Below are 23613 nucleotides of genomic sequence, written 5' to 3'. Positions count from 1 at the left end.
AGCCGCCCTGAAAAATGCCGGCGAAGTGGCCGAGCTGGTCAAGAAATCCGGCACCGAATCGATCGAAATCCTGCGCAGCCGCATCAAGGAAGCGATGGAGGAAATCCGCTCGGGCTATGACAAGAAGTGACTCTCAACGCAACCATGAGAGGAGCGGGCCGGTTGCGGCGCATGAGCATGGACGAGGGACGCTGTTTGGCGGAAAATGGCGGAACGGAATCGCAACGGGCGAATTGACAGGAGCCGTCCGTTCGTGGTCCGAGGCACTGGGAGCCACCGGGAAAGCAGGAATGACGGAACTACGGCCGAAAACGCCGCCGACCTTCGAGCAGTTAAGGGCGATGGCCGGGCAGGAGCTCGGCGTGTCGGAATGGACGACCGTCGACCAGAACCGCATCAACCAGTTTGCCGAATGCACAGGCGACCATCAGTGGATCCACGTCGATCCGGAGCGGGCGAAGCGGCAGAGCCCATTTCGCACCACGATCGCGCATGGCTATCTGACGCTGTCGATCATCGGCGCGCTGGCGCTGGGCATGGGCATCGTCCCCGAAAACACGCAAGCCGCCTTCAATTACGGCTTCGACAAGGTGCGGTTCCTGGCGCCCGTCAGGGTCGGCGCACGCATCCGGCTGCGCACGACGCTGTTGTCGGTGGAGGACAAGGGGCCGGGCCAGTATCTGATGAAGGCCGCCAATACGGTCGAGATCGAGGGCGAACAGAGGCCGGCGCTGACCGCCGAAACGCTGGTCATGCTTTATGAGCGGCGCAAGCGGGCGGGAGCGTAAGCTCCCTATCTTCGGTCATGATGGCTGTTGCCGCACCGACAGCCTGCCGCCGGCGCGGGTCGAGAGCAGTGCCAGCAACAGCGCAGCCACCGCCAGGACCGTTGCCGTCTGAAAGGTAACCTGCATGCCGTGCGCGGCTGCCGCTGAGGTCAGCATGTCCTGGCTTTGCCGTTCTCCCGTCGAGGCAGCCGCAAAAATGGCGCCCATAAGCGATGCGCCGGTGATCAGGCCGAGATTGCGCGACAGATTGAGCAGGCCGGACACCACGCCGCGCTCGCCGGCAGCGACACCGCTCATGACGGCGGCATTGTTGGATGTCTGGAACAGGGCGTACCCGAAGCAGGTGACGGCGATCGGCACGATATAGCTGGCAATGCCGAGTTTTGTTGCGGCGAGCGACAAAAGCAAGGTGCCGTTGACCAGGCCGAATAGTCCGGCGATCATCATCCTGTTGGTACCGAAGCGATCGGTGAGGCGGCCGGCGATAAGTGCCGAGAGCGCGGAGACCAGCGGACCTGTCGACAGGACCATGCCGACCATCGCAGCATTGAGCCCCAGCCCTCGCGACAAATAGAACGGAGCGACCACCAGGGTCGCCATCATCACTGTGGCGACAACGAGGTTCGTGGCGAGGCTGGCGCTGAGCCGGATGTCGTACAACCGGGCAAGCCGGATCAAGGGATTCTTCGCCCTCTTCTGCGCGACGCCGAACAGAACGACGCCGATGCCGGCGGCAACCAGCAGGCCGGTGTTGAGGGCGCCGAAATGGCCGTGGCCGAGCGTCATGGCCAGTGCATAGGCGGCGAGCGTCAGGCCTAGCAAGACCGTCCCGATCGCGTCGAACCCGCCTTGAACGCCCGCAGCCTTGCCGCGGGCAGGCAGGCCAGCGAGGCGAGGGCAAAGGTCAGGAGGCCGAGCGGCACATTGACGAGGAAGATCGCCCGCCAGCCAAAGCCGGCGATCAGCAAGCCGCCGAGCGAGGGTCCGAGCGTCGTGCCGATCGCCGACATGGCGCCGAGCAGGCCCATGGCGCTGCCGGTTCTCTCCTTGGTCACGGTCTCCGCGACAAAGGCCAGCGTCAACGCCATCATCAGCGCGGCACCCAGTCCTTGTACGGCGCGCGCCGCAATCAGCAGCCAGAGCGTCGGCGCCAGGCCGCAGAGCACCGAGGCCAGTGTGAACAGCGCGATGCCGCCGAGCAGCAACGGCCGGCGGCCGAGCATATCGGCCAGCCGACCGGCGCTGACGATCAGGGCCGTGATGGCGAGCAGATAGGCGAGAACCACCCATTGCACGGACTGGAACGGCGCACCGAACGCCTGCATGAGGGAAGGCAGTCCGACGCTGGCAATGCTGGTTCCAAGCGACGACAGCAGCGTGGCGAGCGACAGGCTGGCCAATGCCAAGACAGGAGAGTGGGCCAGGCCTGCGGACCGGGTGTTCTGCGGCGCCGATGCGCACTCGTTCTGCTCAGCAATTGCCATGGCGATTTCCTCCTTGTCAGTCCCGCAACCGGACCTGTCGGAGATCTAGTCGTCAGGGTGGAATGGCGGAAGGCGCAGCATTTGCATCTTATTCGTGCGCCAAACGCCATGGCATGTGCTACAATCCGCCGATGGCATCGCCCGATCTCAATCTGCTGTTCGCGCTCGACGTTTTGCTCGCCGAAGGCAGCGTGGCGCGCGCGGCAACCCGGCTGCGGCTCAGCCCTTCGGCGATGAGCCGCACGCTGGCGCGGCTGCGGGAAGCGACCGGCGATCCGCTGCTGGTCCGCGCCGGCCGCGGCCTGGTCCCGACGCCGCGCGCGGAGGCATTGCGGCAGCAGGCCGGCCATGTCGTCCAGGAAGCAGAAACGTTGCTGCGCCCTGCCAGGCCTCTCGATCTCGCAAAGCTGGAACAGATTTTCACGCTGCGCACCAATGAAGGGTTCGTCGAGGAATTCGGGCCGCGTCTTGTCGCCCGCATCCAGGCCGAGGCGCCGGGCGTGCGGCTGCGCTTTGCGCCTAAAGCCGACAAGGATGTCGCCTCGTTGCGCGACGCCGACATCGACCTCGAAATCGGCGTTGCCGGCGAGGCCGGACCTGAAGTGCTGATACAGGCGCTGTTTCGCGACCGCTTCGTCGGTGCTGTGCGAGCCGGCCACCCTTTGAGTGAAGGCGCGGTAACGCCTGAACGCTACGCGGGCGGCCACCACATCAGCGTTTCACGGCGGGGTCGGGAAAGAGGGCCGATCGATCAGACTTTGGCGCTGCTCGGCCTGCAGCGAACCGTGGCGTGCATGGTCTCCGGCTTTTCGGCTGCACTCTCCATGGCGCGCGCTTCGGACCTTATTGCCAGCGTGCCCGAACGGCACACGCAAGGCGCACGCGCCGGCATGGTCAGCTTTCCGCTGCCGGTCGCCACGGTGGAGGTCACCATCTCGATGCTCTGGCATCCACGGCTCGATGCCGATCCGGCGCAACGCTGGCTGCGAGATTGCGTTCGGGAGGTCTGCGCGGCCTCCCGCTGAGCGCTCAGCGCGCCATTGCCGCCTTGAGCACCCTGAAAATCCGCTCGTCTTGGCATTGGGCAACGTTGAAGCGCAGGAACCGGCTGGCGGTTCCCGACAGGCTGAATGCGTTGCCGGGCGCCAGCACGATGTTGTCGGCCAGCGCGCGGCGTGCCATTTCAGCCGCGTCCACGCCATCCGGCAGGCTGCACCACAGGAACAAGCCGGCCGGTTGGTCGATCCAGGGCGTGATGCCGATGGCCTTCAGGCGCGCGCCCGTCTCGCCCATGGCGCGGGAAAGCCGCGCGCGCAGCAATTCCATGTGCTTGCGGTAGCTGCCGTCCCTAAGCAGCGTCAGCACCAGTTCGGCCGCCAGCCGGCCGCCGCCGAAGGTGGTGGCGATCTTGAGGTCGGTAAGTTGCTCGATCCAGTCGCGTGGTGCCGCGATGAAGCCGCAGCGAACCGATGCCGATAGCGTCTTGGAGAAGCTGCCGATATGGACGACGCGGTTGAGGCCGTCGAACGCCGCCAGCCGGGGCGCGGGGCTGTGCTCGAAATCGGCGAAGATATCGTCCTCGATGATGGTCAGGTCCGACTGGTCGGCGAGCTTCAGCAGCCGGTGCGCGGTGACCGGCGACAGGATCGCGCCGGTCGGGTTGTGGATGGCGGAATTGGTGATGTAGAGGCGCGGCCTGTGCTCGGCGAGCGCCTGCGCGAACAGCTCGATATCAGGCCCCGATGGCGTGTAGGGCACGCTGACGACCTTGGCGCGGTGGGCGCGCAGCAGCGCGTGAAAATTGAAATAGCAGGGGTCGTCGAGCAGCACGGTATCGCCCGGTTCGATCAGGAAGCGGCACAGAAGATCGATGGCCTGCGTGCCCGATTCGGTCAGCATGATCTGTTCGGGCGCGACCTCGATGCCGTGGCCGGCCATGCGCCGCGCGAGCAATTGCCTGAGCGGCGGCAGGCCGAGCGGCGTGCCGTAATCGGCTAGGTCGACATCGTCGGCGCGCGCCACGGTGCGCAGCGCCCGGCGCAAGGCCGACTGCGGCATCCACGAGGCCGGCATCCAGCCGCAGCCTGGTTTCAGCATCTCGTCGCCGGCTTCCAGCGACTGGCGCGAGACCCACAGCGGATCGATGGCGCGATCGAGCCGGGGTCCAATCTCGGCCAGCGACAGTGGCGCCAGCGATCCGGGGGCATAAAAACCCGAACCCGGCCGGGAGCGAATCGCGCCTTCGGCGGCAAGCCGTTCATAAGCTTCGACGACGGTGGATTTCGACACCTGCATGGCCTTGGCGAAGGCGCGGATCGAGGGCAGCCGCGCGCCCGGCGTCAGGCTGCGCGCCGATATCCGCTGGCGGATGGTCGCCATCACAGTTTCGACCAGAGTGATCGCGAGAACGGTGCGCGCGCCGTCCGCTTCCAAAGCGAGTTCCTTCATCCGTACTGCTCGACCTGCCATTACAGTTTTGCGGAATTGTACTGCATTGTCTCTGGCTGCACCATAGGCACTTGCCCGATAGAGGTCGAAAGCAATGGAGCCTGGAATGGACAAGACCGCGAGCGGCTGGCTGAACGGATTCGTCGGCGTGCTGATCTTCTCAGGCTCGCTGCCGGCGACGCGCGTCGCAGTGGCGGAGTTCGATCCGACATTCCTGACCTCGGCCCGCGCCGCGATTGCCGGGCTGCTTGGTCTCGCGATGCTCGTCCTGTTCCAGCAGAAGCGCCCGGCGCGCAGCGATTTTCTGTCGCTGGTGATCGTCGCCCTTGGGGTGGTTGTCGGCTTTCCCTTGCTCACCGCTCTGGCGCTCAAGCACGTCACCTCTGCCCACTCTATCATCTTCGTCGGCCTGCTGCCGCTGGCCACCGCGATCTTCGGCGTGCTGCGCGGTGGCGAGCGTCCGCGCCCGGCCTTCTGGCTGTTTTCCTGCATCGGCAGCGCGCTGGTCGCCGGTTTTGCCCTGATGCAAGGCGTGACGGCCTCACCTGTCGGCGACGGCCTGATGCTGGCCGCCATCATCGTCTGCGGCCTGGGCTATGCCGAGGGGGCGGCATTGTCGCGCAGGCTGGGCGGCTGGCAGGTGATCTGCTGGGCGCTGGCGATCTCGCTGCCGATCATGCTGGTTCTGACCTTTGCGACGCTGCCGTCGTCCTTCGCCGGCATCGGCTCTCACGCCTGGATGGGTCTCGCCTATGTCTCGCTGTTCAGCATGCTGATCGGCTTCGTGTTCTGGTACCGCGGCCTCGCCCAAGGCGGCATCGCTGCCGTCGGGCAGTTGCAGTTGCTGCAGCCCTTTTTCGGCCTGGCGCTGGCAGCGTCGCTGCTGCACGAGCAGGTCAGCCCGCTGATGGTGGTCGTGACGCTCGGCGTGGTGGCTTGCGTGTTCGGGGCGAAGAAATTTGCACGCTAGGAGTTTGGTGGTGGAGGGCGACTCCGCCCTAGAACTTCGTCACCACCCCAATGCCAATCCCCTCGAACCCGCCCATTGCCATCAGCGCCGCAGGCGCCTCATCAAGGCTGATCTTGTTGCCGACCAGCAGTTCGGGCTTGAGCTTGCCGGTACGGATCATCTCCATCATGGCGGGGTAGCGGTAGGCCTGCATGCCGTGGCTGCCGAGGATTTCGAGCTCGAAGGCGATCACCTTGTCCATCGGCACTTGCGGGCGCGCATGTTCGCCCAGCATCAGGCCGACCTGCACGTGGCGGCCGCGCCGGCGCAGATTGGCAATCGAGTTGAAGGATGTCGTGGGGTGGCCGAGCGCGTCCATCGACATATGCGCGCCGCCATTGGTGATTTGCTTGACCGCCTTGACCACGTTCGGCGTGGTCGCGGCGTTGATGGTCGCCACGGCGCCGATCTTTTTGGCGAAGTCCAGTTTCTCGTCGGTGAGGTCAATGGCGATGACATTGGCGCCCATGGAACTGGCGATCATGATCGCCGACAGGCCGACGCCGCCGCAGCCATGCACCGCCACCCATTCCCCCGGCGTCACCCGGCCCTGGTCGACAATGGCGCGAAACGAGGTGACGAAGCGGCAGCCGAGGCTGGCGGCGGTGGCGAACTCCATCTCCTCGGGCAGGCGTACGAGATTGGTGTCGGCATGCTCGATGGCGACATATTCGGCAAACGATCCCCAGGCGGTGAAACCCGGCTGCGTCTGGTGCTCGCAGACCTGATGATTGCCCGAATTGCATTCGAAACAGCGGCCGCAGCCGACGCAAAACGGCACGGTGACGCGTTCGCCGGCCTTCCAGCGGGTCACCTGCTTGCCGACGGCGACGACGATGCCGGCCAGTTCATGGCCCGGCACATGCGGCAGTGTGATGCCATCGTCATGGCCCATCCAGCCATGCCAGTCGCTGCGGCAGAGCCCGGTCGCCTCGACCTTGATGACGACGCCGTCGGCGGCCGGTTTAGGATCCGGCACGGTCTGGATTCTCGGCGCTTCGCCGAATTTTTCGAAGACGACGGCTTTCATCGGCAACTCTCCGTGCTCTGCTCCGGCATTGTGAGCCTATTCGGCATCTATCTGATTCTCCGGCGCTGCCTTCTGAAAGGCCGGCAGCGCCATGCAGGCGGCGTGGATGCGCGAGATCTCGGGGTAGGGTGTCAGGTCGACTCCGAAGCGGGCGTTGCTGGCGATCTGGGCGACCAGGCAGATGTCGGCGAGGCCCGGTGCGTCGCCATGGCAAAATGTGCCGGTCTCATCCGATGAAGCCAGAATCTTTTCAAGCGGCTGGAACCCTTCGTTCACCCAGTGGCGAAACCAGTGGATGACATCCTGGTCGCCGGCGCCGAACAAAGTGCGCAGCGAGGTCAGCACGCGCAGATTGTTCACCGGGTGGATGTCGCAGGCGATCATCTGCGCCAGCATTCGCACGCGCGCCCGGCCGAGCGCGTCCTTCGGCAGCAGCGGCGGTTCGGGGTGGGTCTCGTCGAGATATTCGATGATCGCCAGCGACTGCGTCAAAAGCGTGCCGTCGCCCAGGATCAGCGCCGGCACCAGCCCCTGCGGATTGACCGCCAGGTAAGCCGGCTCCAGATGGTCGCCATGACGCAGATGATGCGGCACGTAATCGTAGCCCAGCCCCTTCATCTCGAGCGCAATGCGGACGCGGTAGGAAGTGGAGGAGCGGTAGTAGTTGTGGAGGACGAGGTCGCTCATCGGATCACGGCTTGCCGGTGGAATTTTGGCCGATCGAATCTTGGCCGACAGTGATCTCGATGGTGCCGATGCCGTCGACACCGCCGGTCATCGTCTGTCCCGGCGCCACCGCGCCGACGCCGGCCGGCGTGCCGGTGAAGATCAGGTCGCCCGGTTGTAGTACAACCGCACTGCTGCAGATCGAAACGATATCGGCGATCGGCCAGATCAATTCGGCGAGGTCGCCCTCCTGTTTCACCGTGCCGTCGACGGCGAGCCAGATGCGGCCCTTTTGCGGGTGGCCGGATTTGGCGGCTGATACCAACGGGCCGCAGGGCGCCGAGCGGTCGAAGGCCTTCGACCAGTCCCAGGGCCGGGCTGCTTTCTTGGCCTCGTCCTGCAGGTCGCGGCGGGTGAGGTCGATACCGACGCCGTAGCCCCAGACATGGTCGAGCGCCTGCGCGCGAGGAATGCGGAAGCCGGCCTTGCCGATCGCCGCGACCAGCTCGATCTCGTGGTGCAGGTTCTTGGTCAAGGGCGGGTAGGGGATCGTGGTGCCGGAATCGACCACCGCATCGGCCGGCTTGGTGAAAAAGAACGGCGGGTCGCGCTCGTCATTGCCGAGTTCGCGGGCGTGGGCGGCGTAGTTGCGGCCGACGCAGAAGATGCGGCGCACCGCAAAACGCTCGGCCGAGCCGGCGACGGCGACCGATGGTGTTGCGGGCAGGGGAAGGACGAAGTCTGTCATGCGCGGGTCTCTGCTTGGGATCTTGACGGCACATTTGACCGATTTGAACCCCCGGGCAAGGCATCAGCGTCCGCAAAAGCACGAGCTGCGCCTTGATTGTCGGATAAAGTCGGCTTCGCCTCCGGGGGTTAAGATGGCGATAGACTATTTGCCAATAAGCTGGCCATACCAGCGGGAGTATCGTGCCCACGGAGAACTGAAACAAACACCATGACCGCAATCAACGATCGCGCCCGGTTTCTGATCATCGACGACCATCCGCTGTTTCGCGAGGCGCTGCACAGCGCCGTGCAGATGGCGTACCCGGAAGTCGACACGGTGGAGGCGCGCTCGATTGCCGAAGCGCTCGATCTCCTGGGTGGGATAAAACCGTTCGATCTGGCGCTGCTCGATCTCAACATGCCCGATGTGCATGGCTTTGACGGGTTGCTGCAGCTGAGGACCCGCCATCCGCGGCTGCCGGTGGTCGTCGTCTCGGGCTATGAGGAGCCGAAGATCATCTCCGAGGCGTTGTCCTATGGCGCTGCCGGCTTCATCCCGAAATCGGCGCGCAAGAGCGATCTTGCGGCCGCAATCCGCTCGGTGATGGAGGGCGCGATCTATGTGCCGGAGACCTATGAGGGACAGCCGCCCGACGCCGACAGCGCCGACCGCGCCGACATGGTGCAGCGGCTGGCCAAACTGACGCCGCAGCAGCTGCGCGTGCTGCAGATGCTGCGCCAAGGCCTGCTCAACAAGCAGATCGCCTACGAGCTGCAGGTCGGCGAGACCACGGTCAAGGCGCATGTCTCGGAGATCCTGCGCAAGCTCAACGTCTACAGCCGCACGCAAGCGGTGATCGAGGTGTCGAAGCTGGACAATGCGGAGCTGTTTCGCGATCAGGCCGGGTTTTGATCTTTACCCTCCCCCTTGTTGGGAGGGTCGATCCGCGAAGCGGAGCGGGGTGGGGGACCTTGGCGCTGCACCCCGCCCCGGCGTTGCGCGCCGACCCTCCCCATCAAGGGGAGGGTATGGGGCTCAAGCCAGCAGATGCGCCAGCAGCGCCCTTAGCTGCGCCGGTTTCAGCGGCTTGCGCATCAGTTCGATGCCGGCGGCGCGGGCGGCTTTGGCGACGGCCTCCGATCCGTCGGCGGTGACGATCAGCGCCGGCACGGCGCGGCCGAGATAATCGCGCACTTCGGCTATTGTTGCGGTGCCGAGGTCGCCGTCGTCGAGATGCTGGTCGGCAATGACGATGTCGGGCACCCAGTCGGTGTCGCCGAGCAGGCTGAGCGCATCCTCGGTCGAGGTCGCGGCACGCACCAGGCACTGCCAGCGCTCGAGCAGGAAGGTCATCGCCTGCAACACATCGGCGTCGTTTTCGACCAGCAGCACCTTGGTGCCGAACAGGCCGTAGCCGCGCGGCCGCTCCATCTCGGCAAGGCTGGCGATGGCGTCGGCGCTGGCGCCGATGCCGACCGGCACATCGATGTGGAAGATGGTGCCGCGCCCGACTTTCGACGAAAACGTCACGGGGTGGCCGAGCGCGGCGGCCATGCGCCGCACGATGGCAAGGCCCAGCCCCAGCCCGCCGCCGGAAATTCCGGTATCGGCCGGAATGGCGGAGCCGCGATGGAATTCCTCGAACACCGCCTCGCGCTGGTCGTCGGGAATGCCGCAGCCGGTGTCGGCGACATCGATGCGGATGGTGTCGCCGCGATGCCTGGTGCCGACCAGCACGCCGCCCGAGCGGGTATAGCGCAGCGCATTGGACAGGATGTTCTGCAGGATGCGGCGCAAAAGCGTGCGGTCCGAACGCACCACGGCGCTGACCGGGCGGAATTTCAGTGTCAGCCCGTTCAGCTTGGCAACCGGCTTGAAATCCGAGCGCAGCGACGAAAACAACGTCTCCAGATTGACGTCGCCAATGTCGGGCTGGACCACGCCGGCGTCGAGCTTGGAAATGTCGAGCAGCGTGCGCAACAGGTCTTCCATCGTCTCCAGCGAGCGCTCGACCTGACGGACGAGTTTCTTGCCCTCGTCGCTGGTCTGCACTTCGGCCAGTGCCGAGACCGAGAGGTGGGCGGCGTTCAGCGGCTGCAGCACGTCATGGCTGGCGGCGGCCAGGAACCTGGTCTTGGACAGGTTCGCCAGCTCGGCGTTTTCCTTGGCGGCGCTGAGGTCGATGTTCGACTGTTCCAGCCGGCGCAAGGTCGAGTGCAGTTCCTCGGTGCGCATGCGCACCCGGTTTTCCAGTGAAATTGCAGTCTGGAACAGCGAGAAGGCATTGCCCTGCTGGTCCATCGAGCGCTCGACGCGGCTGACCAGAGCGGCGTTGATCTTCTTCAGCCTGTCGACGTCGTCGATGTCCCTGAGCGGCATGGGCTATTCCGCCGCCTGGCGTTCGCCGAAGGCGATGCCGGTGAAAGTCTGGTTGAGGTGCATCGAACGATACTGTTCGCCATAGGTGCCGAAGCCGATGACATTGTTGACCCGGTAAAGCTCCGAAATGTCGCGGAACACCTGGCGGTTGCGGGCGTCGAGCCGGCGCAGCACGCAATCGAAGCCGAGGATCATGTCGATGCCGCCGAGCCGCTCCTCGACGTCGCGCAGTGCGGCGCGCGTCGATTCCACCATGTCCTTGGGCTGGGCGATGGACAGCACGACGCCGTCGTCGATGGCGCAGAAGAACGACAGCGAGCCGTCGGGATGCATCTTCTGGATCGAGCGGCAGTAGTATTCGCCGCCCACCTTCACCACAACGGGGTGAGAGGCGAAGCTCAGCGGCGTCAGGTTCTGCGCAACGATGCCGACCGAGGCTGCATATTCCTCGGCCGCATTGGTGGCGTTGAACTCGCGCACGGTGCGGTGGTCCGGGTCGGATGCCGTCACCACCAGCTTTTCGTCGGTGGGGATGAAATTGTCGGTCTTGAAGACGTGGAAGGGAATTTCGGTAGCAATCAACACGATGATGGCGCTGTCTGACGCCACCTTGCCGTTCGAAATCAGACTGGTGGTTTCGAATTTGAGGTCGTCGCCCGCCGAACCGCCGAGCAGCGGGATGTCGTCCAGCCCCCAATGGATGGCCGAGGTCACCGCTTCCTCGGCAAAGGACAGGCCGTCGATGAAGCAGAGCGCGAAGGTGCTTTTGGTATGGCAACAGCCGAGGCGCCCGCGCAGTAGGCGCCGCAGGGCCTCGACTTCATCAGTGATCCTGTCCATGCCCGACGAGGAGAGATTGTCGACCATGGTGCTGACCGCCGAAAACGACGCGGAGGGAAAGAGCAGCGCCAGCACATGGCCTTCCTCCAGGCCCTGGGGGGTAATCTCGCCGGCGGTCGAGCAGGCGGCGTAGGCCAGCGTCGGCGCGTGGGTCTTCAGCCCTTGCGAAAGGACGCTCGCGTCAAACAGGCTCTGGGAGAAGAACAGCAGGGCAAAGCCGGCATCGATGGCTGCGGCCTCGACGGCGACCGCCAGGGCGAATGCATCGGCGTCGGGCTCGTCGGTGGTGAGCGCCGACAGACCGGATGCATAGCTCGTCCGTGAACTGGCCAGAGGCTTCCTCCCGATATCCTCCGACGCTTCCTGCGCGCGCCCGTTTTATGTCTCTCGGCGCGCTGGCGTCGAGGGCATTGTTGCCCCCTATTCGCTCTTTGGCAATGGGGCGGACAGGCCCATGATTTTCGTTTTCTCCATGACCGAAAGTACAATGAGCGCCGTGTGTTTTTTGCGCTTTGTGCAGTGTACCAATAGCGCATGGCCGAGCGCCAAAGCCGCATCGGCAGCATGACTACCAAGGTCATACCCAGGGAGGATGCATGTCGGACGTTTCGTTTGTCGTGAACGGAAAACGGATCAGCGGCGCTGCCGAGGACCGAACGCTTCTGGTTCATTTCCTGCGCGAAAATCTTGGTCTCACCGGAACGCATGTCGGTTGTGACACCTCTCAATGCGGCGCCTGCGTCGTGCATGTCGACGGCAAGGCGGTGAAGTCCTGTTCGATGCTGGCCGTGCAGGCCTCCGGGTCGACCGTGGTGACGATCGAAGGGCTTGCCAATGGCGGCGACCTGCATCCGATGCAGGCCGCGTTCAAGGAACATCATGGGCTGCAATGTGGCTTCTGCACGCCGGGCATGATCATGACCGCGACCGACATGATCGCGCGCCATCCCGAAGGCCTCGATGAGGCGACGGTGCGCGCCGAGCTCGAAGGCAACATCTGCCGCTGCACCGGCTACCACAACATCGTCAAGGCGATCCTCGCCGCATCGCAGACTATGGCGAAGGTGCCGAAGGGCAGGGCGAAACAGGCAGCGTAAGAAAGAAGCGAGTAGCGAATAGGGAGTAGCGAGTAGTCGGTTTAGCCGAACCGCTCCGAGCACAATTCCCTACTCACTAATCACTATTCGCCACTCACTATTCGCTATTCCGGAGGAATTCCTATGGGCATTGAAGGCATCGGCGCTCGGGTCGTGCGCAAGGAAGACAAACGCTTCATCACCGGCGCCGGCCGCTATGTCGACGACATGGTGGTTTCCGGCATGAAGCATGCCGCTTTCGTGCGCAGCCCGCACGCGCATGCTCAGATCAAGAAGATCGACGTCAGACGAGCGCAGGCGATGCCCGGCGTCATCGGCGTCTTGACCGGCAAGGAGCTCAAGGCCGACGGCATCGGCAACCTGATCTGCGGCTGGATGATCCATTCCAAGGACGGCTCGCCGATGAAGATGGGCGCGTGGTCGCCGCTGGCCGTCGACAAGGTGCGCTATGTCGGCGACGCGGTCGTCATCGTGGTGGCGGAAACCAAGGGCCAGGCCCGCGACGCGGCCGAAGCGGTCGAGATCACCTACAAGGAATTGAAGGCGGTGGTCGATGCCACTAAGGCGCTGCAAAAAGGTGCGCCGCAGGTCCATGCCGAAGCCGAGGACAATCTTATCTTCGACTGGGAGATCGGCGATGCCAAGGCGACCGACGCGGCGATCCAGGCGGCGGCCCATGTCACCCGCATGAAGATCGTCAACAACCGGCTGGTTCCCAACGCCATGGAGCCGCGCGCTGCGCTTGGCCATTACGACAAGGCCGAGGACCATTTTACCTGCTGGACGACGTCGCAGAACCCGCATGTCGCGCGGCTAGTGATGAGCGCCTTCTACAATGTCGCGCCGGAAAACAAGCTGCGCGTCATTGCGCCCGATGTCGGCGGCGGCTTCGGCTCGAAGATCTACATCTATCCCGAAGAGATCGTCTGCCTGTGGGCGTCGAAGAAGACCGGCGTGCCGGTCAAATGGGTTGCCGACCGTACCGAAAGCTTTCTCACCGACGCACATGGCCGCGACCATGTCTCGACGGTCGAAATGGCGTTCGACAAGAACAACAAGATCACCGGCTTCAAAGTCGACACCATCGCCAATCTCGGCGCCTACATGTCGCTGTTCTCGTCTTGCGTGCCGACCTATCTCTACGCGACGCTGCTGTCGGGCCAGTACAACATCCCGACGATCCACGCCAATGTGCGCACCGTCTACACCAACACGGCACCCGTCGATGCCTATCGTGGGGCAGGGCGGCCGGAAGCGACCTATTTGCTCGAACGCACAATGGAGACCGCCGCACGCGAACTCGGCGTGTCTCCGGCGGAGCTTCGGCGCGCCAATTTCATCACCGAGTTTCCGCATCAGACGCCGGTCATCATGAACTATGACGCCGGCGACTATGGAGCTTCACTCGATGCGGCGACACAGGCGTCCGACTATGCCGGCTTTGCCAAGCGCAAAGCGGCGGCCGCCAGCCAGGGCAGGCTGCGCGGCATCGGCATGAGCTGCTATATCGAGGCCTGCGGCATCGCGCCGTCGGCGGCCGTCGGTTCGCTCGGCGCCGGCGTCGGTCTGTGGGAATCGGCCGAGGTGCGGGTCAATGCCGTCGGCACGATCGAGGTGCTGACCGGCTCGCACAGCCACGGCCAGGGCCATGAGACGACCTTCGCGCAACTGGTCACCCAGCGCTTCGGCGTGCCGCTCGACTCGGTGTCGATCGTCCATGGCGACACCGACAAGGTGCAGATGGGCATGGGCACCTACGGCTCGCGCTCGGGCGCGGTCGGCATGTCGGCAATTGCCAAGGCGCTCGACAAGGTCGAGGCCAAGGCCAAGAAAATCGCCGCCCATCTGCTCGAGGCCGACGAGGGCGACATCGTCATCGAGAATGGCGAGGTCAAGGTTGCCGGCACCGACAAGAGCCTGCCCTGGTTCCAGGTGGCGCTTGCCGCCTACACCGCTCACAATCTGCCGGCAGGCATGGAGCCGGGACTGAAGGAAACAGCCTTCTACGATCCGGCGAACTTCACTTTCCCGGCGGGCTGCTACATCTGCGAGGTCGAGATCGATCCGGAAACCGGCACGACCGAGATCGTCCAGTTCGTCGCGGCGGACGATTTCGGCAACATCATCAACCCGATGATCGTCGAGGGTCAGGTGCATGGCGGCATCGCCCAGGGCATCGGCCAGGCGCTGCTGGAAGGCGCGCACTATGACGATAGCGGGCAGCTGCTAACGGCGAGCTACATGGACTACACCATGCCGCGCGCGGACGACCTGCCGTCATTCAAGGTGTCGACCTCGAACACGCCGTGTCCGAGCAATCCGCTCGGCATCAAGGGCTGTGGCGAGGCCGGCGCCATCGGCTCGCCGCCGGCGGTCATCAACGCCATCACCGACGCTTTGGGGATTGTGGACATCGCCATGCCAGCCTCGCCGTCAACGGTGTGGGCGGCGATTAGGGCGAAGAAATGAGTGAGTAGGGAGTAGTGAGTAGGGAATGGGCATTACCGGAGATGACAGCGTCCCTATTCCCTACTCACTACTCACTACTGCCTAACCACTTCAGGGGAGGATCCCATGTACGCAGTCAACTACCACCGCGCCGCCTCGGTCGCCGACGCCGCCAAGCTGGTGAAGAGCGGCGACGCCAGGCTTTTGTCAGGCGGCATGACGCTGATCCCGGCGATGAAGACGCGGCTCGCCGCACCGTCCGACCTGATCGACCTGTCGCGGATCAAGGAGCTGCAAGGCGTCAAGGTGTCGGGCAAGACCGTCACCATCGGCGCCGCCACAACCCATTACGACGTCGCCAATGACGAGAAGCTGCGGAAGGCCTGTCCGGCGCTTGCCCACCTTGCGTCGCTGATTGGCGATCCGGCGGTGCGCCACAAGGGCACGATCGGCGGCTCGGTCGCCAACAACGACCCAGCCGCCGATTATCCGGCGGCGCTCTTGGCGCTGGGCGCCACCATCGTCACCAACAAGCGCGAGATTTCAGCCGCGAAATTCTTCACCGGCCTGTTCGAAACGGCGCTGAAAGAAGGCGAGATCATCACCGCGGTGAGTTTTACCGCGCCGGCCAAGGCTGCTTACGAAAAATTCCGCAACCCGGCCTCGCGCTATGCGATCGTCGGCGTGTTCGTGGCAAAGGGCAAGGACGGGGTCAGCGTTGCCGTTACCGGCGCCGGCGATGACGGTGTGTTCCGCTCGAAGGAGATCGAAGCAGCACTGGCGAAGAATTTTGCCGCATCGGCGCTCGACGGCGTGAAAGTGCCGGCGAAGAATTTGATGACCGACCTCCACGCTTCGGCCGAATACCGTGCCAATTTGATCGCCGTGATGGCCAAGCGCGCGGTGGCGGCAGCCAACGCCTGACATCATAAAGCTACTGACAAGGAAAGGGGCCATCGCGGCCCCTTTGTTCGTCTGTGGCGGGCTGTAACTGCCCAGTCCTTGCGGGTTCGCTGCCACGCGCAAATCCGTTGTTTCAGGTAATTCCCGTGCAAGAACAGGCGCATACTTCCCAAGGGACTGCCCAGCCCCATTCTCGCACTTGCACAATCTGATATTGCACTGCAATATGTATAGCTTGGCGGAACACGGGGTGGATTCTGCGCGCGGCGGTGTGAGCTGCGCCAAGATCTTGCGTCGTAGAGGATCGGCATGGCCGACATCTCCGCAGCGTCTGTTGCCCTGCCGCGGGCCACAGCCGACAAAGCAGCCAGAGCAAGACTGGCCTATCTCGATGGTTGGCGCGGGCTTTCGATCGCACTGGTGCTGATCGGCCATTTCTTCCCCGTTCCCGGGATCAATCTCGGCGTGCTCGGCGTCGAGTTCTTCTTCGTGCTCTCAGGCCGGCTGATGGGCGAGATCCTGTTCATCGAACGCTTTCCGCTGAAAAAATTCTTCAAGCGCCGCTTTTCGCGCATCTATCCCGCGCTGCTGGTGTTCGTGACATCAGCCATGATCGGGCTCTCCGGCACCTTTATCGGCTTCAAATGGAAGGCGGCGCTGACGGCGCTGACATTCACCTACAACTATGCCGGAATTCTCATCACCCGCGCCGGCGCGCTCGACCACATCTGGTCGCTATGCGTGGAAGAGCATGCCTACATCATCCTGGCGCTGATCAGCGTGGTGGTGACCGGGCGGGGTAATGTCGTTCGGCTGCTGGTGACGCTGTCGCTGCTGGCGATGGCCAATGGCGCCATTTCGTACTGGGCACTCGGCATGGATTACGAGCACAGCTATTGGCGCACCGATGTGCATATCGCCTCGATCCTGCTGTCGGCATCGATCTGCCTGCTCAAGCACGATGACCGGCTGCCGGCATTCCTGACGAGCCCCTATGTCAGCCTCGTGTCGGCGGCGGCGGCTATATTGCTGTTCCTCGATCCGGTGCCGACGCCGATCCATTACCTACTGGCGGTGCCGTTGCTGGCGCTTGCCGTCAATACGCTGGACACCAGCAACTGGCATCTTACCGGCCTGCTTTCATCCAGGCCGATGGTGATGATCGGGCTATGGTCGTACTCGCTCTATCTCTGGCAACAGCCCTTCTACAAATTCGTCGCCGAGCAGGGCAGTGCACCGATCCCGATGCTGGCGGCTGTCTTCGCCTGTGCATTATGCAGCTACTATCTGGTCGAGAAGCCCGCGCGGGCCTGGCTGAACCGGAATTGGTGAGGGCTACGGACTCCTAATCTTATGCTGCCGTGGCGATCTGCTTGCCGATCATCAGCCAGCGATGCGTCAGCCCGCAATCTGCCTGAGGTAGTAGCGCACGGTCTTCTTGCCGCCATGGATCACCGCGTCGCCGACCTCGGCGAAGCCAAGCGCGGCATGGAAGGCGTCCGAAGCCGGATTGGGCGGTTCGGCATTCACCTCGCACGTGACGATGCTGTGGCCCGCGCGTGCGACTTCCCCGAACAGATCCTCGTAGAGCCGGCGGGCATGGCCGCGGCCGCGCGCTTGCGCCGCGACGACGACGCGGTCGACATAGACGAAGCGTGGATAGTGCTCGCGGAACCAGAGGAAATTCGGGCTGTCGTAGCGCGCATCCTGGTCGAAGGTCATGATGAAGGCTTCGAGCGCGCCGATGCGCCTGACGTAAAACGCTTCGCCAAGCAGGAAGGACAGCCGTTCGGGCTCGAGCCATGACAGTTCGGCGGCGTGCTCGTTGTTGAGTGCGAGGATGGCCGCTTCGTCCTGAGGCGAGACACGGCTGATCGGCGACGGCCCACTCACGGCTTCGCTCATCATGCTCTGGCCGCCGCAATCGTCGCGGCAACCAGCGCCCCATCGGTGACTGTGGTGCGATACTCGCGGTCGAGATCGGTGCCGCCCATGCCGACTTGCGGGTTGCGGTAGGCCATGGCGCTCGGTACGTCCTTGAGCGCGGCGAAATGCAGTTCCGTCAGCCCGGTTGATGCCAGCACCCCGGCGATGTTTTCGGGGTCCAGCGCGCCGCAGCCGAGGATGATGATGCGGCCGTCGGCCTGGCGGACGAGATCCGCCAACAGGCCGGCGCCTTCCACCGCGGTGTCCCTCTGGCCGCTGGTCAGCACGCGGCCGACCTTGCAGCGGATTAGCGCTTCCAGCGCCTCGGCCGGGTCGCGCGTCATGTCGAAGGCGCGGTGGCAGGTAACGGCGAGCGGACCGGCGGCATCGACCAGCGCGCCCATGCGGGTTTCATCGATGGTGCCGTCGGCATCGAGGCAACCGACAACGACGCCGGCGACGCCGAGGTCACGAAGCGCTGCGACATCGGCGAGCATCGAGCTGTATTCGGCCTCGCTGTAGAGGAAATCGCCGCCGCGCGGCCGCACGATGACATGGAAGGGAATGGTCGCGCTCTCGAGTGCGGCGCGCACCGTGCCGAGGCTGGGCGTGATGCCGCCTTCGACCAGGCTGGCGCAGAGCTCGACCCGGTCGGCGCCGGCGGCCTGCGCAGCCAGCAGTCCATCGATGCCTTCGACGCAGATTTCGATCAGGGGGCGAGCATTTCCGGCCAAGGGGCGATCCTTCATGATTGCATGACGGCCAGCCCTAGCATCGGCTCGGTTGGCGGGGAAGCCGGAACAGCCAGTCGCTGCTTGGGCCAGCCCGGCAACCCTGCCTAGGTCCGTAGCGAGAGATCTATTGTTTCTGCAGCACCGTGTTCTTGGCGCCTTGTTCGACCTGGTCGATGACCAGCAGCTTGACCGGGCCGTCGCCGATGTTGGTGGCCTGGTGCCACTGGCCGATCATCTCGATGATGAAATCGCCCGTCTTGTAGGTGTTGCTGTTGCCGGTCTCGACATTCGTCACTTTGAGTGTCCCGGCCTCGACATAGGCGTAGCGGGCAAACGGGTGCTTGTGCACCGGCAGAGTGGCGCCGACCGCAATGTCATAGGCTGAAACCAGGACCTGGACGTTTTTCTGCGGCAGCACGATCGGCTGGCCGGACGCCGTCTGGCTGCGATCGGCAAGCGGTGTGACGACAACCGGCGGGATGGTACTGTCCAGCGCCCGAGCGGGGTTTGCAGATAGCGCTGCCGCGAACAGCAGCATCGATGCCAGAATCTTTCGCATGGTTCCTCCAGGTTCTACCGCCACCGCGCGGCGCGACGCCAAACTTCTATCTCTCGTCAGTTACTGGAGACACAACGTCATCCGCCGGTGCCGTCGTCCATCATCGTATTCGTGAGCGCTTCATAGATGTTGCTGCATACCTGGGACCGCGGACAGTGTTTTACGATGAATACCGGCACGACAGTCAGTGCGGCGGCGATCAGGATTTGCAGGAAGAGAGGAGCAGGCTCGAAGCGTTTGCCAAACAAGGCTCGGCAAGCGAAGTAGAGACTTTGAGCCAGGCATGCCCAGACAAGGACATGCAACAGCGTGCTCGTTGCTCGGGCATAGGGCGTTATGTATCCGTCGGGAAAGCCGACCATGCCAAGGTCGACGAGCCACTGCAGAGCCAGAACGCAGGACAGGCATGCCCACAGAAAGAGCGCCACGCGGGTAACCAAAACTCTGCTGCGATCCACGCTCATGTGCGATCGAAGCACAACTGCGCTCGGTCTTCCAGAGCGGCTGCTGCGTGGCTTGGAGTGTGGCCTATTTCAGAGTGCGCAGCGTGATCGAATAGCGGTGCCCGGCGACCGGCGGAATGCTGTGCTCCCACTCGTGGCGCGCCGGGCCGTCAATGAGATAGACAGATCTCGGCTGAACCTCGATCGTCTTGCGATCCCATTTCGAGCCGTTTTTTCGGCGCAGCCGAAAGCTGCAGGGCGCCAGCAGCGAGACGCCGGCGACGAGATCGAAATGCGGCTTGTCGCGATGCCAACCTATGCCCGCGCCCGGCCGATACTCGTTGATGAGCACTTGCGCGAATTCCGTGGCCTGCCTGCCGGCAAAATCCGCGACCTTGTCGCGAAGCGGCAGCAGGAATTTTGGGATGGGCGGCGCTTCGACGACCTGGCGCCGGTCGTAGTCGTAGCGCCAGCCGAAGCCGGCGACCTGCCGGTTGGCAAGGTGGCCGTGGAAATCGAACGGCTTGAAGGACAGTTCATTGAGGTGACGGACCAGTTCCGCCTCTTCGTCCGTTGTGATCAGGCTAGGCCGGTAAGAAAATCCTTCCGGCAGCGTGTCGGCCGCGCCGAAGAGATCGCCCTGGCTGGCATACGCTGTTGTACTGGATTTCGTCTGTGCCATCTGACGGAGAGATAGGAAGCCTCGCCACCCGGGCAAGATTCGGCGTTGTGGTGCGCCTCCCTGTCGGAACCTCCGCATCGTTGCGGCATTACGCATGTTCGAAGCAGGATTTGGGGCGAAAGATTTGGGGACGAAGCAGGATTTCGACATGCCGTCCACCGCCATCCGCAACACCCATTACGACCCGTCGACGAAAATCCTCTCGGTCTGGTTCGTCCCGAGCGGAGCCCGCTACGACTATGAAGAGGTCGAGCCCGAGACCTATGCGGCGTTCCGGGCCGCCTTCTCGAAAGGGCAATTTTTCAACGAGTTCGTGCGCGACCGCTACCGGTTTCACTTGGTTGAAGAAGGGCGTCCGCGAGCAACCGGGTTCTGAAGGTGCGGTGATCCGTATAAGGTCGCGAACCCCAATTGCTTTTCGAATTGACTTGTTTCAACCTGCTTTGTGGGGACGGACAATGCCGTGGTCGAGATGGCCATAACATTGGGGGAGGCAGCTTTTGAAATGCATATTGATTATACTCGGCGTGGTAGGTGTCCTGTCTTCCGCTGCGTCTGCAAAAGATAATCGACAACACATCGACCCTGCCTATCAAAAAAACATCAACTATCTGGCCGGGCTGTCCGACGCCCAGTTGAAATTGGTCGTAACATGGTCAGCTAACGTCATCGCCGTTACGACGCGATGCCCGGCGCTGCAGCTGACTCCAGACGGAAAATCCAAAATAACGGCGATATACATCTTGTACGATGTGCAAGATAAACACCTGATGCCCAATCCCCCCAAATTCAAGAGAGCCATCAGGTTTTATGAAGGCGCTTTCCGCACGGCGGCGCAACGCACGGACAGCTGTCGGGCGGAGAAAGCCAAGGACCCGGGAAGCTACCGGTAAATAATTGTCGGCATGATCGACTAGAAGTGATTTGGCTCGCCGGAACCCCCGCGAAGCGCTCTCTATAGCCCTTCGCCAAATCGCCGCGAGAACTCACGGCCCGAAAACGCGACCGGACCGCGCGGACGCGCTTCGCCTTGCTCCCACCGTCACCTCGCGACCGAGCCCCCGCGAAAATGGACCTGGAGGCTTCTAACGCGGGAATCGAACGTCTGGAAAGGCAACGGCGCTCTGGCTTGGTTGAATTCTCGGCCGCCACCGCGGAAATCGTGCGGACGGAATCCAAACGGGCGCCGTATAGCCGCTCATCAAAGCCCTGTTCAACTCCTCAATTCGTGGTAAGGTGATTATACCAGTTAATAACATGACGATCGGCGCGGCCGTCGTTTAAAGCGGGAGTAGGGATAGATGACGACGATTGCGCTGCTCGGTGCCGGCGGCAAAATGGGCTACCGACTGTCGACCAATTTTCGCGGATCGCCCTACACGGTACGCCATGTCGAGGTCAGCGAGGCCGGCCGAGAGCGGCTGAAGACCGGACTGGGCCTTGACGCGGTAAGTGCCGATGCGGCGCTCGACGGGGCGGATATCGTCATCCTGGCCGTTCCCGACACGCATATCGGCAAGGTGGCGGCTGATATCGAGAGCAAACTGGCGACAGGCACAATGGTGATAGTGCTCGATGCGGCCGCACCCTTCGCCGGCCATCTGCCCAACCGGCCGGACCTGACCTATTTCGTCACCCATCCCTGTCATCCGCCGATCTTCAACGACGAGACCGACATGGCGGCCAAGAAGGACTATTTTGGCGGCGTCAAGGCCAAGCAGCATATGGTCAGCGCGCTGATGCAGGGACCGGAAGCGGATTACGCCAAGGGCGAGGCGGTCGCGAAAATCATCTGGGCGCCGGTCATGCGCTCGCACCGTGTCACCGTCGAGCAGATGGCGCTGCTGGAGCCCGGTTTATCGGAGACGGTGTGCGCATCACTGCTTGTCGTCATGAAGGAAGCCGTCGACGAGGTCGTCGCGCGTGGCGTCGACCAACAGGCGGCGCTCGATTTCCTGCTCGGCCATATGAACGTGCTCGGCGCCGTCATTTTCGGCGAGACCAAGGGTGTGTTCTCCGACGCCTGCAACAAGGCGATCGAATTCGGTAAGCCGGTGCTGATGCGCGACGACTGGAAGCGGGTGTTCGAGCCGGAAGAGATCGCCGCGAGCATTCGGCGCATTACCTGAGAAAGGCCGAGTCGGGGGCTTGCCGGAGCGCCTCGGTGGCTCGACACACCCGCCATGACACACATTGTTTTTGCTCAGTGGGCACATGTCACCTCAATTAGTGATTGACTCATCATACCAGTTGGCTTAGCTGTTGATGGCTTGGGCAAGGGTTCGCGGGAAGTACGAAGCCTGGGCGAGTGGAGGGACGGCGAGGGAGCAGCGATCGTTTGGGAAGCCCGCACTGGCATTCAGCCTGAACCGATCGGCGGCCCGCTTTGCGCGACGAATTCGAATGCAGAGGCCTTGATTGATCAAGGCAATTTTTCAAACGGGAGGACATCATGAAACTCACACGCAGAATGACACTTGCGGCGTTCGCCGGCATGCTGGCGCTTGGCACGGCGGTGCCCGCCTATGCGGCCGACCTCATTGCCATCATCACGCCCTCGCATGACAATCCGTTCTTCAAGGCGGAAGCCGTCGGCGCCGAAGCCAAGGCCAAGGAACTCGGCTACGAAGCGCTGGTGCTCGTCCATGACGACGATGCCAACAAGCAGTCCGAATTGATCGACACGGCGATCGGTCGCGGCGCCAAGGCGATCATCCTCGACAATGCCGGCGCCGACGCCACCGTCGCTGCCGTGCAGAAGGCCAAGGACGCGGGCGTGCCGTCGTTCCTGATCGATCGCGAGATCAACGCCACCGGCGTCGCCGTGGCGCAGATCGTCTCCAACAACTACCAGGGCGCCCAGCTCGGTGCGCAGGAATTCGTCAAGCTGATGGGCGAGAAGGGCAATTTCGTCGAGCTGGTCGGCAAGGAATCCGACACAAATGCCGGCATCCGCTCGAAGGGCTATCATGACGTCATCGACGACTATCCGGACCTGAAGATGGTCGCCCAGCAATCGGCCAACTGGAGCCAGACCGAGGCTTACGCCAAGATGGAATCGATCCTGCAGGCCAACCCTGACATCAAGGGCGTCATCTCCGGCAATGACACGATGGCGATGGGCGCCTATGCGGCGCTGGTCGCGGCAAACCGCAAGGACGTCATCGTCGTCGGCTTCGACGGATCCAATGACGTGCGCGACTCCATCACCGCGGGCGGCATCAAGGCAACCGTCCTGCAGCCGGCCTATGCGCAGGCGCAGATGGCGGTCGAGCAGGCCAACGACTTCATCAAGAACAAGAAGTCGCCGGCCAAGGAAAAGCAGCTGATGGACTGCGTCCTGGTCAATGGTGACAATGCTGCCAAGTTGGAAACGTTTGCGCTGACCAACTGAGCCGGCGTGACATGAACAGCGAGGGGCGACCCAAGGGTCGTCCCTCGTCGGCA

23 protein-coding genes and 2 pseudogenes are annotated in these 23613 nt (G+C 63.4%); 13 read left to right on the top strand and 12 right to left on the bottom strand.

The window, feature by feature from the left end:
• Positions 1-130 (top strand): annotated as a pseudogene (locus tag NKJ88_RS12390) (phasin family protein); the annotation flags it as partial.
• Positions 131-290: 160 nt separating this feature from the next.
• Positions 291-788: a MaoC family dehydratase gene (locus tag NKJ88_RS12385; RefSeq protein ID WP_023681725.1), complete on the top strand. Its 498-nt coding sequence runs from the start codon at positions 291-293 to the stop codon at positions 786-788.
• Positions 789-803: 15 nt separating this feature from the next.
• On the opposite strand, the pseudogene NKJ88_RS12380 reads toward NKJ88_RS12385, so the two are convergent.
• Positions 804-2272: pseudogene (locus NKJ88_RS12380) on the bottom strand (MFS transporter).
• 131 nt (positions 2273-2403) lie between these two features.
• Between NKJ88_RS12380 and NKJ88_RS12375 the strand changes: the two are divergent.
• On the top strand, positions 2404-3297 hold the full coding sequence (locus NKJ88_RS12375) for a LysR family transcriptional regulator (protein ID WP_023823045.1): 894 nt from the start codon (positions 2404-2406) through the stop codon (positions 3295-3297).
• Positions 3298-3301: 4 nt separating this feature from the next.
• On the opposite strand, the gene NKJ88_RS12370 is transcribed toward NKJ88_RS12375, so the two are convergent.
• Positions 3302-4720, bottom strand: coding sequence for an aminotransferase-like domain-containing protein (locus NKJ88_RS12370; RefSeq protein ID WP_352444146.1), 1419 nt, complete (start codon positions 4718-4720; stop codon positions 3302-3304).
• A gap of 106 nt (positions 4721-4826) precedes the next feature.
• On the opposite strand from NKJ88_RS12370, the gene NKJ88_RS12365 reads away from it, so the two are divergent.
• Positions 4827-5690 carry a DMT family transporter gene (locus tag NKJ88_RS12365; RefSeq protein WP_023823043.1) on the top strand — a complete coding sequence of 288 codons (864 nt, stop codon included), beginning with the start codon at positions 4827-4829 and terminating at the stop codon, positions 5688-5690.
• A 28-nt stretch (positions 5691-5718) separates the two neighbouring features.
• On the opposite strand, the gene NKJ88_RS12360 is transcribed toward NKJ88_RS12365, so the two are convergent.
• From NKJ88_RS12360 to NKJ88_RS12350, 3 genes are read right to left on the bottom strand one after another with little or no spacing between them, the layout of a single operon-like run.
• Positions 5719-6759, bottom strand: coding sequence for a zinc-dependent alcohol dehydrogenase family protein (locus NKJ88_RS12360; RefSeq protein ID WP_023823042.1), 1041 nt, complete (start codon positions 6757-6759; stop codon positions 5719-5721).
• Between the two features lie 36 nt (positions 6760-6795).
• On the bottom strand, positions 6796-7446 hold the full coding sequence (maiA, locus tag NKJ88_RS12355; protein ID WP_023746798.1) for a maleylacetoacetate isomerase: 651 nt from the start codon (positions 7444-7446) through the stop codon (positions 6796-6798).
• 4 nt (positions 7447-7450) lie between these two features.
• Complete coding sequence (locus tag NKJ88_RS12350) at positions 7451-8173, bottom strand: fumarylacetoacetate hydrolase family protein (RefSeq protein ID WP_023746797.1); 723 nt, start codon at positions 8171-8173, stop codon at positions 7451-7453.
• Positions 8174-8383: 210 nt separating this feature from the next.
• Here NKJ88_RS12350 and NKJ88_RS12345 point away from each other — a divergent pair, with 210 nt between their 5' ends.
• A complete protein-coding gene (locus NKJ88_RS12345; RefSeq protein ID WP_023672627.1) occupies positions 8384-9067 on the top strand; it encodes a response regulator in 684 nt (227 codons plus the stop codon).
• Positions 9068-9190: 123 nt separating this feature from the next.
• Here the strand turns inward: NKJ88_RS12345 and NKJ88_RS12340 are convergent, their stop codons facing one another.
• Both NKJ88_RS12340 and NKJ88_RS12335 read right to left on the bottom strand, forming a co-directional pair.
• Positions 9191-10534, bottom strand: coding sequence for a hybrid sensor histidine kinase/response regulator (locus NKJ88_RS12340; protein ID WP_352444142.1), 1344 nt, complete (start codon positions 10532-10534; stop codon positions 9191-9193).
• 3 nt (positions 10535-10537) lie between these two features.
• A complete protein-coding gene (locus NKJ88_RS12335; RefSeq protein ID WP_245260442.1) occupies positions 10538-11629 on the bottom strand; it encodes an FIST signal transduction protein in 1092 nt (363 codons plus the stop codon).
• Between the two features lie 341 nt (positions 11630-11970).
• Here NKJ88_RS12335 and NKJ88_RS12330 point away from each other — a divergent pair, with 341 nt between their 5' ends.
• From NKJ88_RS12330 to NKJ88_RS12315, 4 genes are all read left to right on the top strand, one after another.
• Complete coding sequence (locus NKJ88_RS12330) at positions 11971-12471, top strand: (2Fe-2S)-binding protein (RefSeq protein ID WP_023681712.1); 501 nt, start codon at positions 11971-11973, stop codon at positions 12469-12471.
• 123 nt (positions 12472-12594) lie between these two features.
• The gene (locus tag NKJ88_RS12325) at positions 12595-14940 is read left to right on the top strand and encodes a xanthine dehydrogenase family protein molybdopterin-binding subunit (protein WP_023707866.1); all 2346 of its coding nucleotides are present in this window, start codon (positions 12595-12597) and stop codon (positions 14938-14940) included.
• Positions 14941-15045: 105 nt separating this feature from the next.
• Entirely contained in the window at positions 15046-15843 is a 798-nt protein-coding gene (locus NKJ88_RS12320; RefSeq protein ID WP_023672622.1) for an FAD binding domain-containing protein, read from the top strand.
• A 288-nt stretch (positions 15844-16131) separates the two neighbouring features.
• On the top strand, positions 16132-17154 hold the full coding sequence (locus tag NKJ88_RS12315; RefSeq protein WP_023735274.1) for an acyltransferase family protein: 1023 nt from the start codon (positions 16132-16134) through the stop codon (positions 17152-17154).
• A gap of 66 nt (positions 17155-17220) precedes the next feature.
• Here the strand turns inward: NKJ88_RS12315 and NKJ88_RS12310 are convergent, their stop codons facing one another.
• The 5 genes from NKJ88_RS12310 to NKJ88_RS12290 all read right to left on the bottom strand — a co-directional run bounded on the left by NKJ88_RS12310 (position 17221) and on the right by NKJ88_RS12290 (position 20166).
• A complete protein-coding gene (locus NKJ88_RS12310; RefSeq protein WP_352444157.1) occupies positions 17221-17727 on the bottom strand; it encodes a GNAT family N-acetyltransferase in 507 nt (168 codons plus the stop codon).
• A complete protein-coding gene (locus NKJ88_RS12305; RefSeq protein WP_023735276.1) occupies positions 17727-18497 on the bottom strand; it encodes a copper homeostasis protein CutC in 771 nt (256 codons plus the stop codon). The genes NKJ88_RS12310 and NKJ88_RS12305 overlap by 1 nt, the downstream gene beginning before the upstream one ends.
• A 109-nt stretch (positions 18498-18606) precedes the next feature.
• Positions 18607-19041 carry a cupin domain-containing protein gene (locus NKJ88_RS12300; protein ID WP_023823039.1) on the bottom strand — a complete coding sequence of 145 codons (435 nt, stop codon included), beginning with the start codon at positions 19039-19041 and terminating at the stop codon, positions 18607-18609.
• Between the two features lie 77 nt (positions 19042-19118).
• On the bottom strand, positions 19119-19505 hold the full coding sequence (locus NKJ88_RS12295; protein WP_023730737.1) for a hypothetical protein: 387 nt from the start codon (positions 19503-19505) through the stop codon (positions 19119-19121).
• Between the two features lie 64 nt (positions 19506-19569).
• Positions 19570-20166 (bottom strand): alpha-ketoglutarate-dependent dioxygenase AlkB, encoded by a 597-nt coding sequence (locus NKJ88_RS12290; RefSeq protein ID WP_023672616.1) that lies wholly within the window; start codon positions 20164-20166, stop codon positions 19570-19572.
• A gap of 148 nt (positions 20167-20314) precedes the next feature.
• On the opposite strand from NKJ88_RS12290, the gene NKJ88_RS12285 reads away from it, so the two are divergent.
• The 4 genes from NKJ88_RS12285 (at position 20315) to NKJ88_RS12270 (ending at position 23560) form a co-directional block, all read left to right on the top strand.
• Positions 20315-20542 carry a KTSC domain-containing protein gene (locus NKJ88_RS12285; RefSeq protein ID WP_023691072.1) on the top strand — a complete coding sequence of 76 codons (228 nt, stop codon included), beginning with the start codon at positions 20315-20317 and terminating at the stop codon, positions 20540-20542.
• Between the two features lie 136 nt (positions 20543-20678).
• Positions 20679-21059, top strand: a complete 381-nt coding sequence (locus NKJ88_RS12280; protein WP_023805419.1) for a hypothetical protein — start codon at positions 20679-20681, stop codon at positions 21057-21059.
• Positions 21060-21467: 408 nt separating this feature from the next.
• Positions 21468-22295 carry a phosphogluconate dehydrogenase C-terminal domain-containing protein gene (locus NKJ88_RS12275; RefSeq protein ID WP_023823038.1) on the top strand — a complete coding sequence of 276 codons (828 nt, stop codon included), beginning with the start codon at positions 21468-21470 and terminating at the stop codon, positions 22293-22295.
• Positions 22296-22618: 323 nt separating this feature from the next.
• Positions 22619-23560, top strand: a complete 942-nt coding sequence (locus NKJ88_RS12270) for a D-ribose ABC transporter substrate-binding protein (RefSeq protein WP_023823037.1) — start codon at positions 22619-22621, stop codon at positions 23558-23560.
• Positions 23561-23613 lie beyond the last annotated feature (53 nt).

It is taken from the genome of Mesorhizobium sp. M0016, assembly GCF_040324035.1.
Taxonomy (GTDB): domain Bacteria; phylum Pseudomonadota; class Alphaproteobacteria; order Rhizobiales; family Rhizobiaceae; genus Mesorhizobium.
The sequence above is the reverse complement of the archived record's forward strand: the minus strand, read 5'-3'. Positions and strand labels throughout refer to the sequence as shown.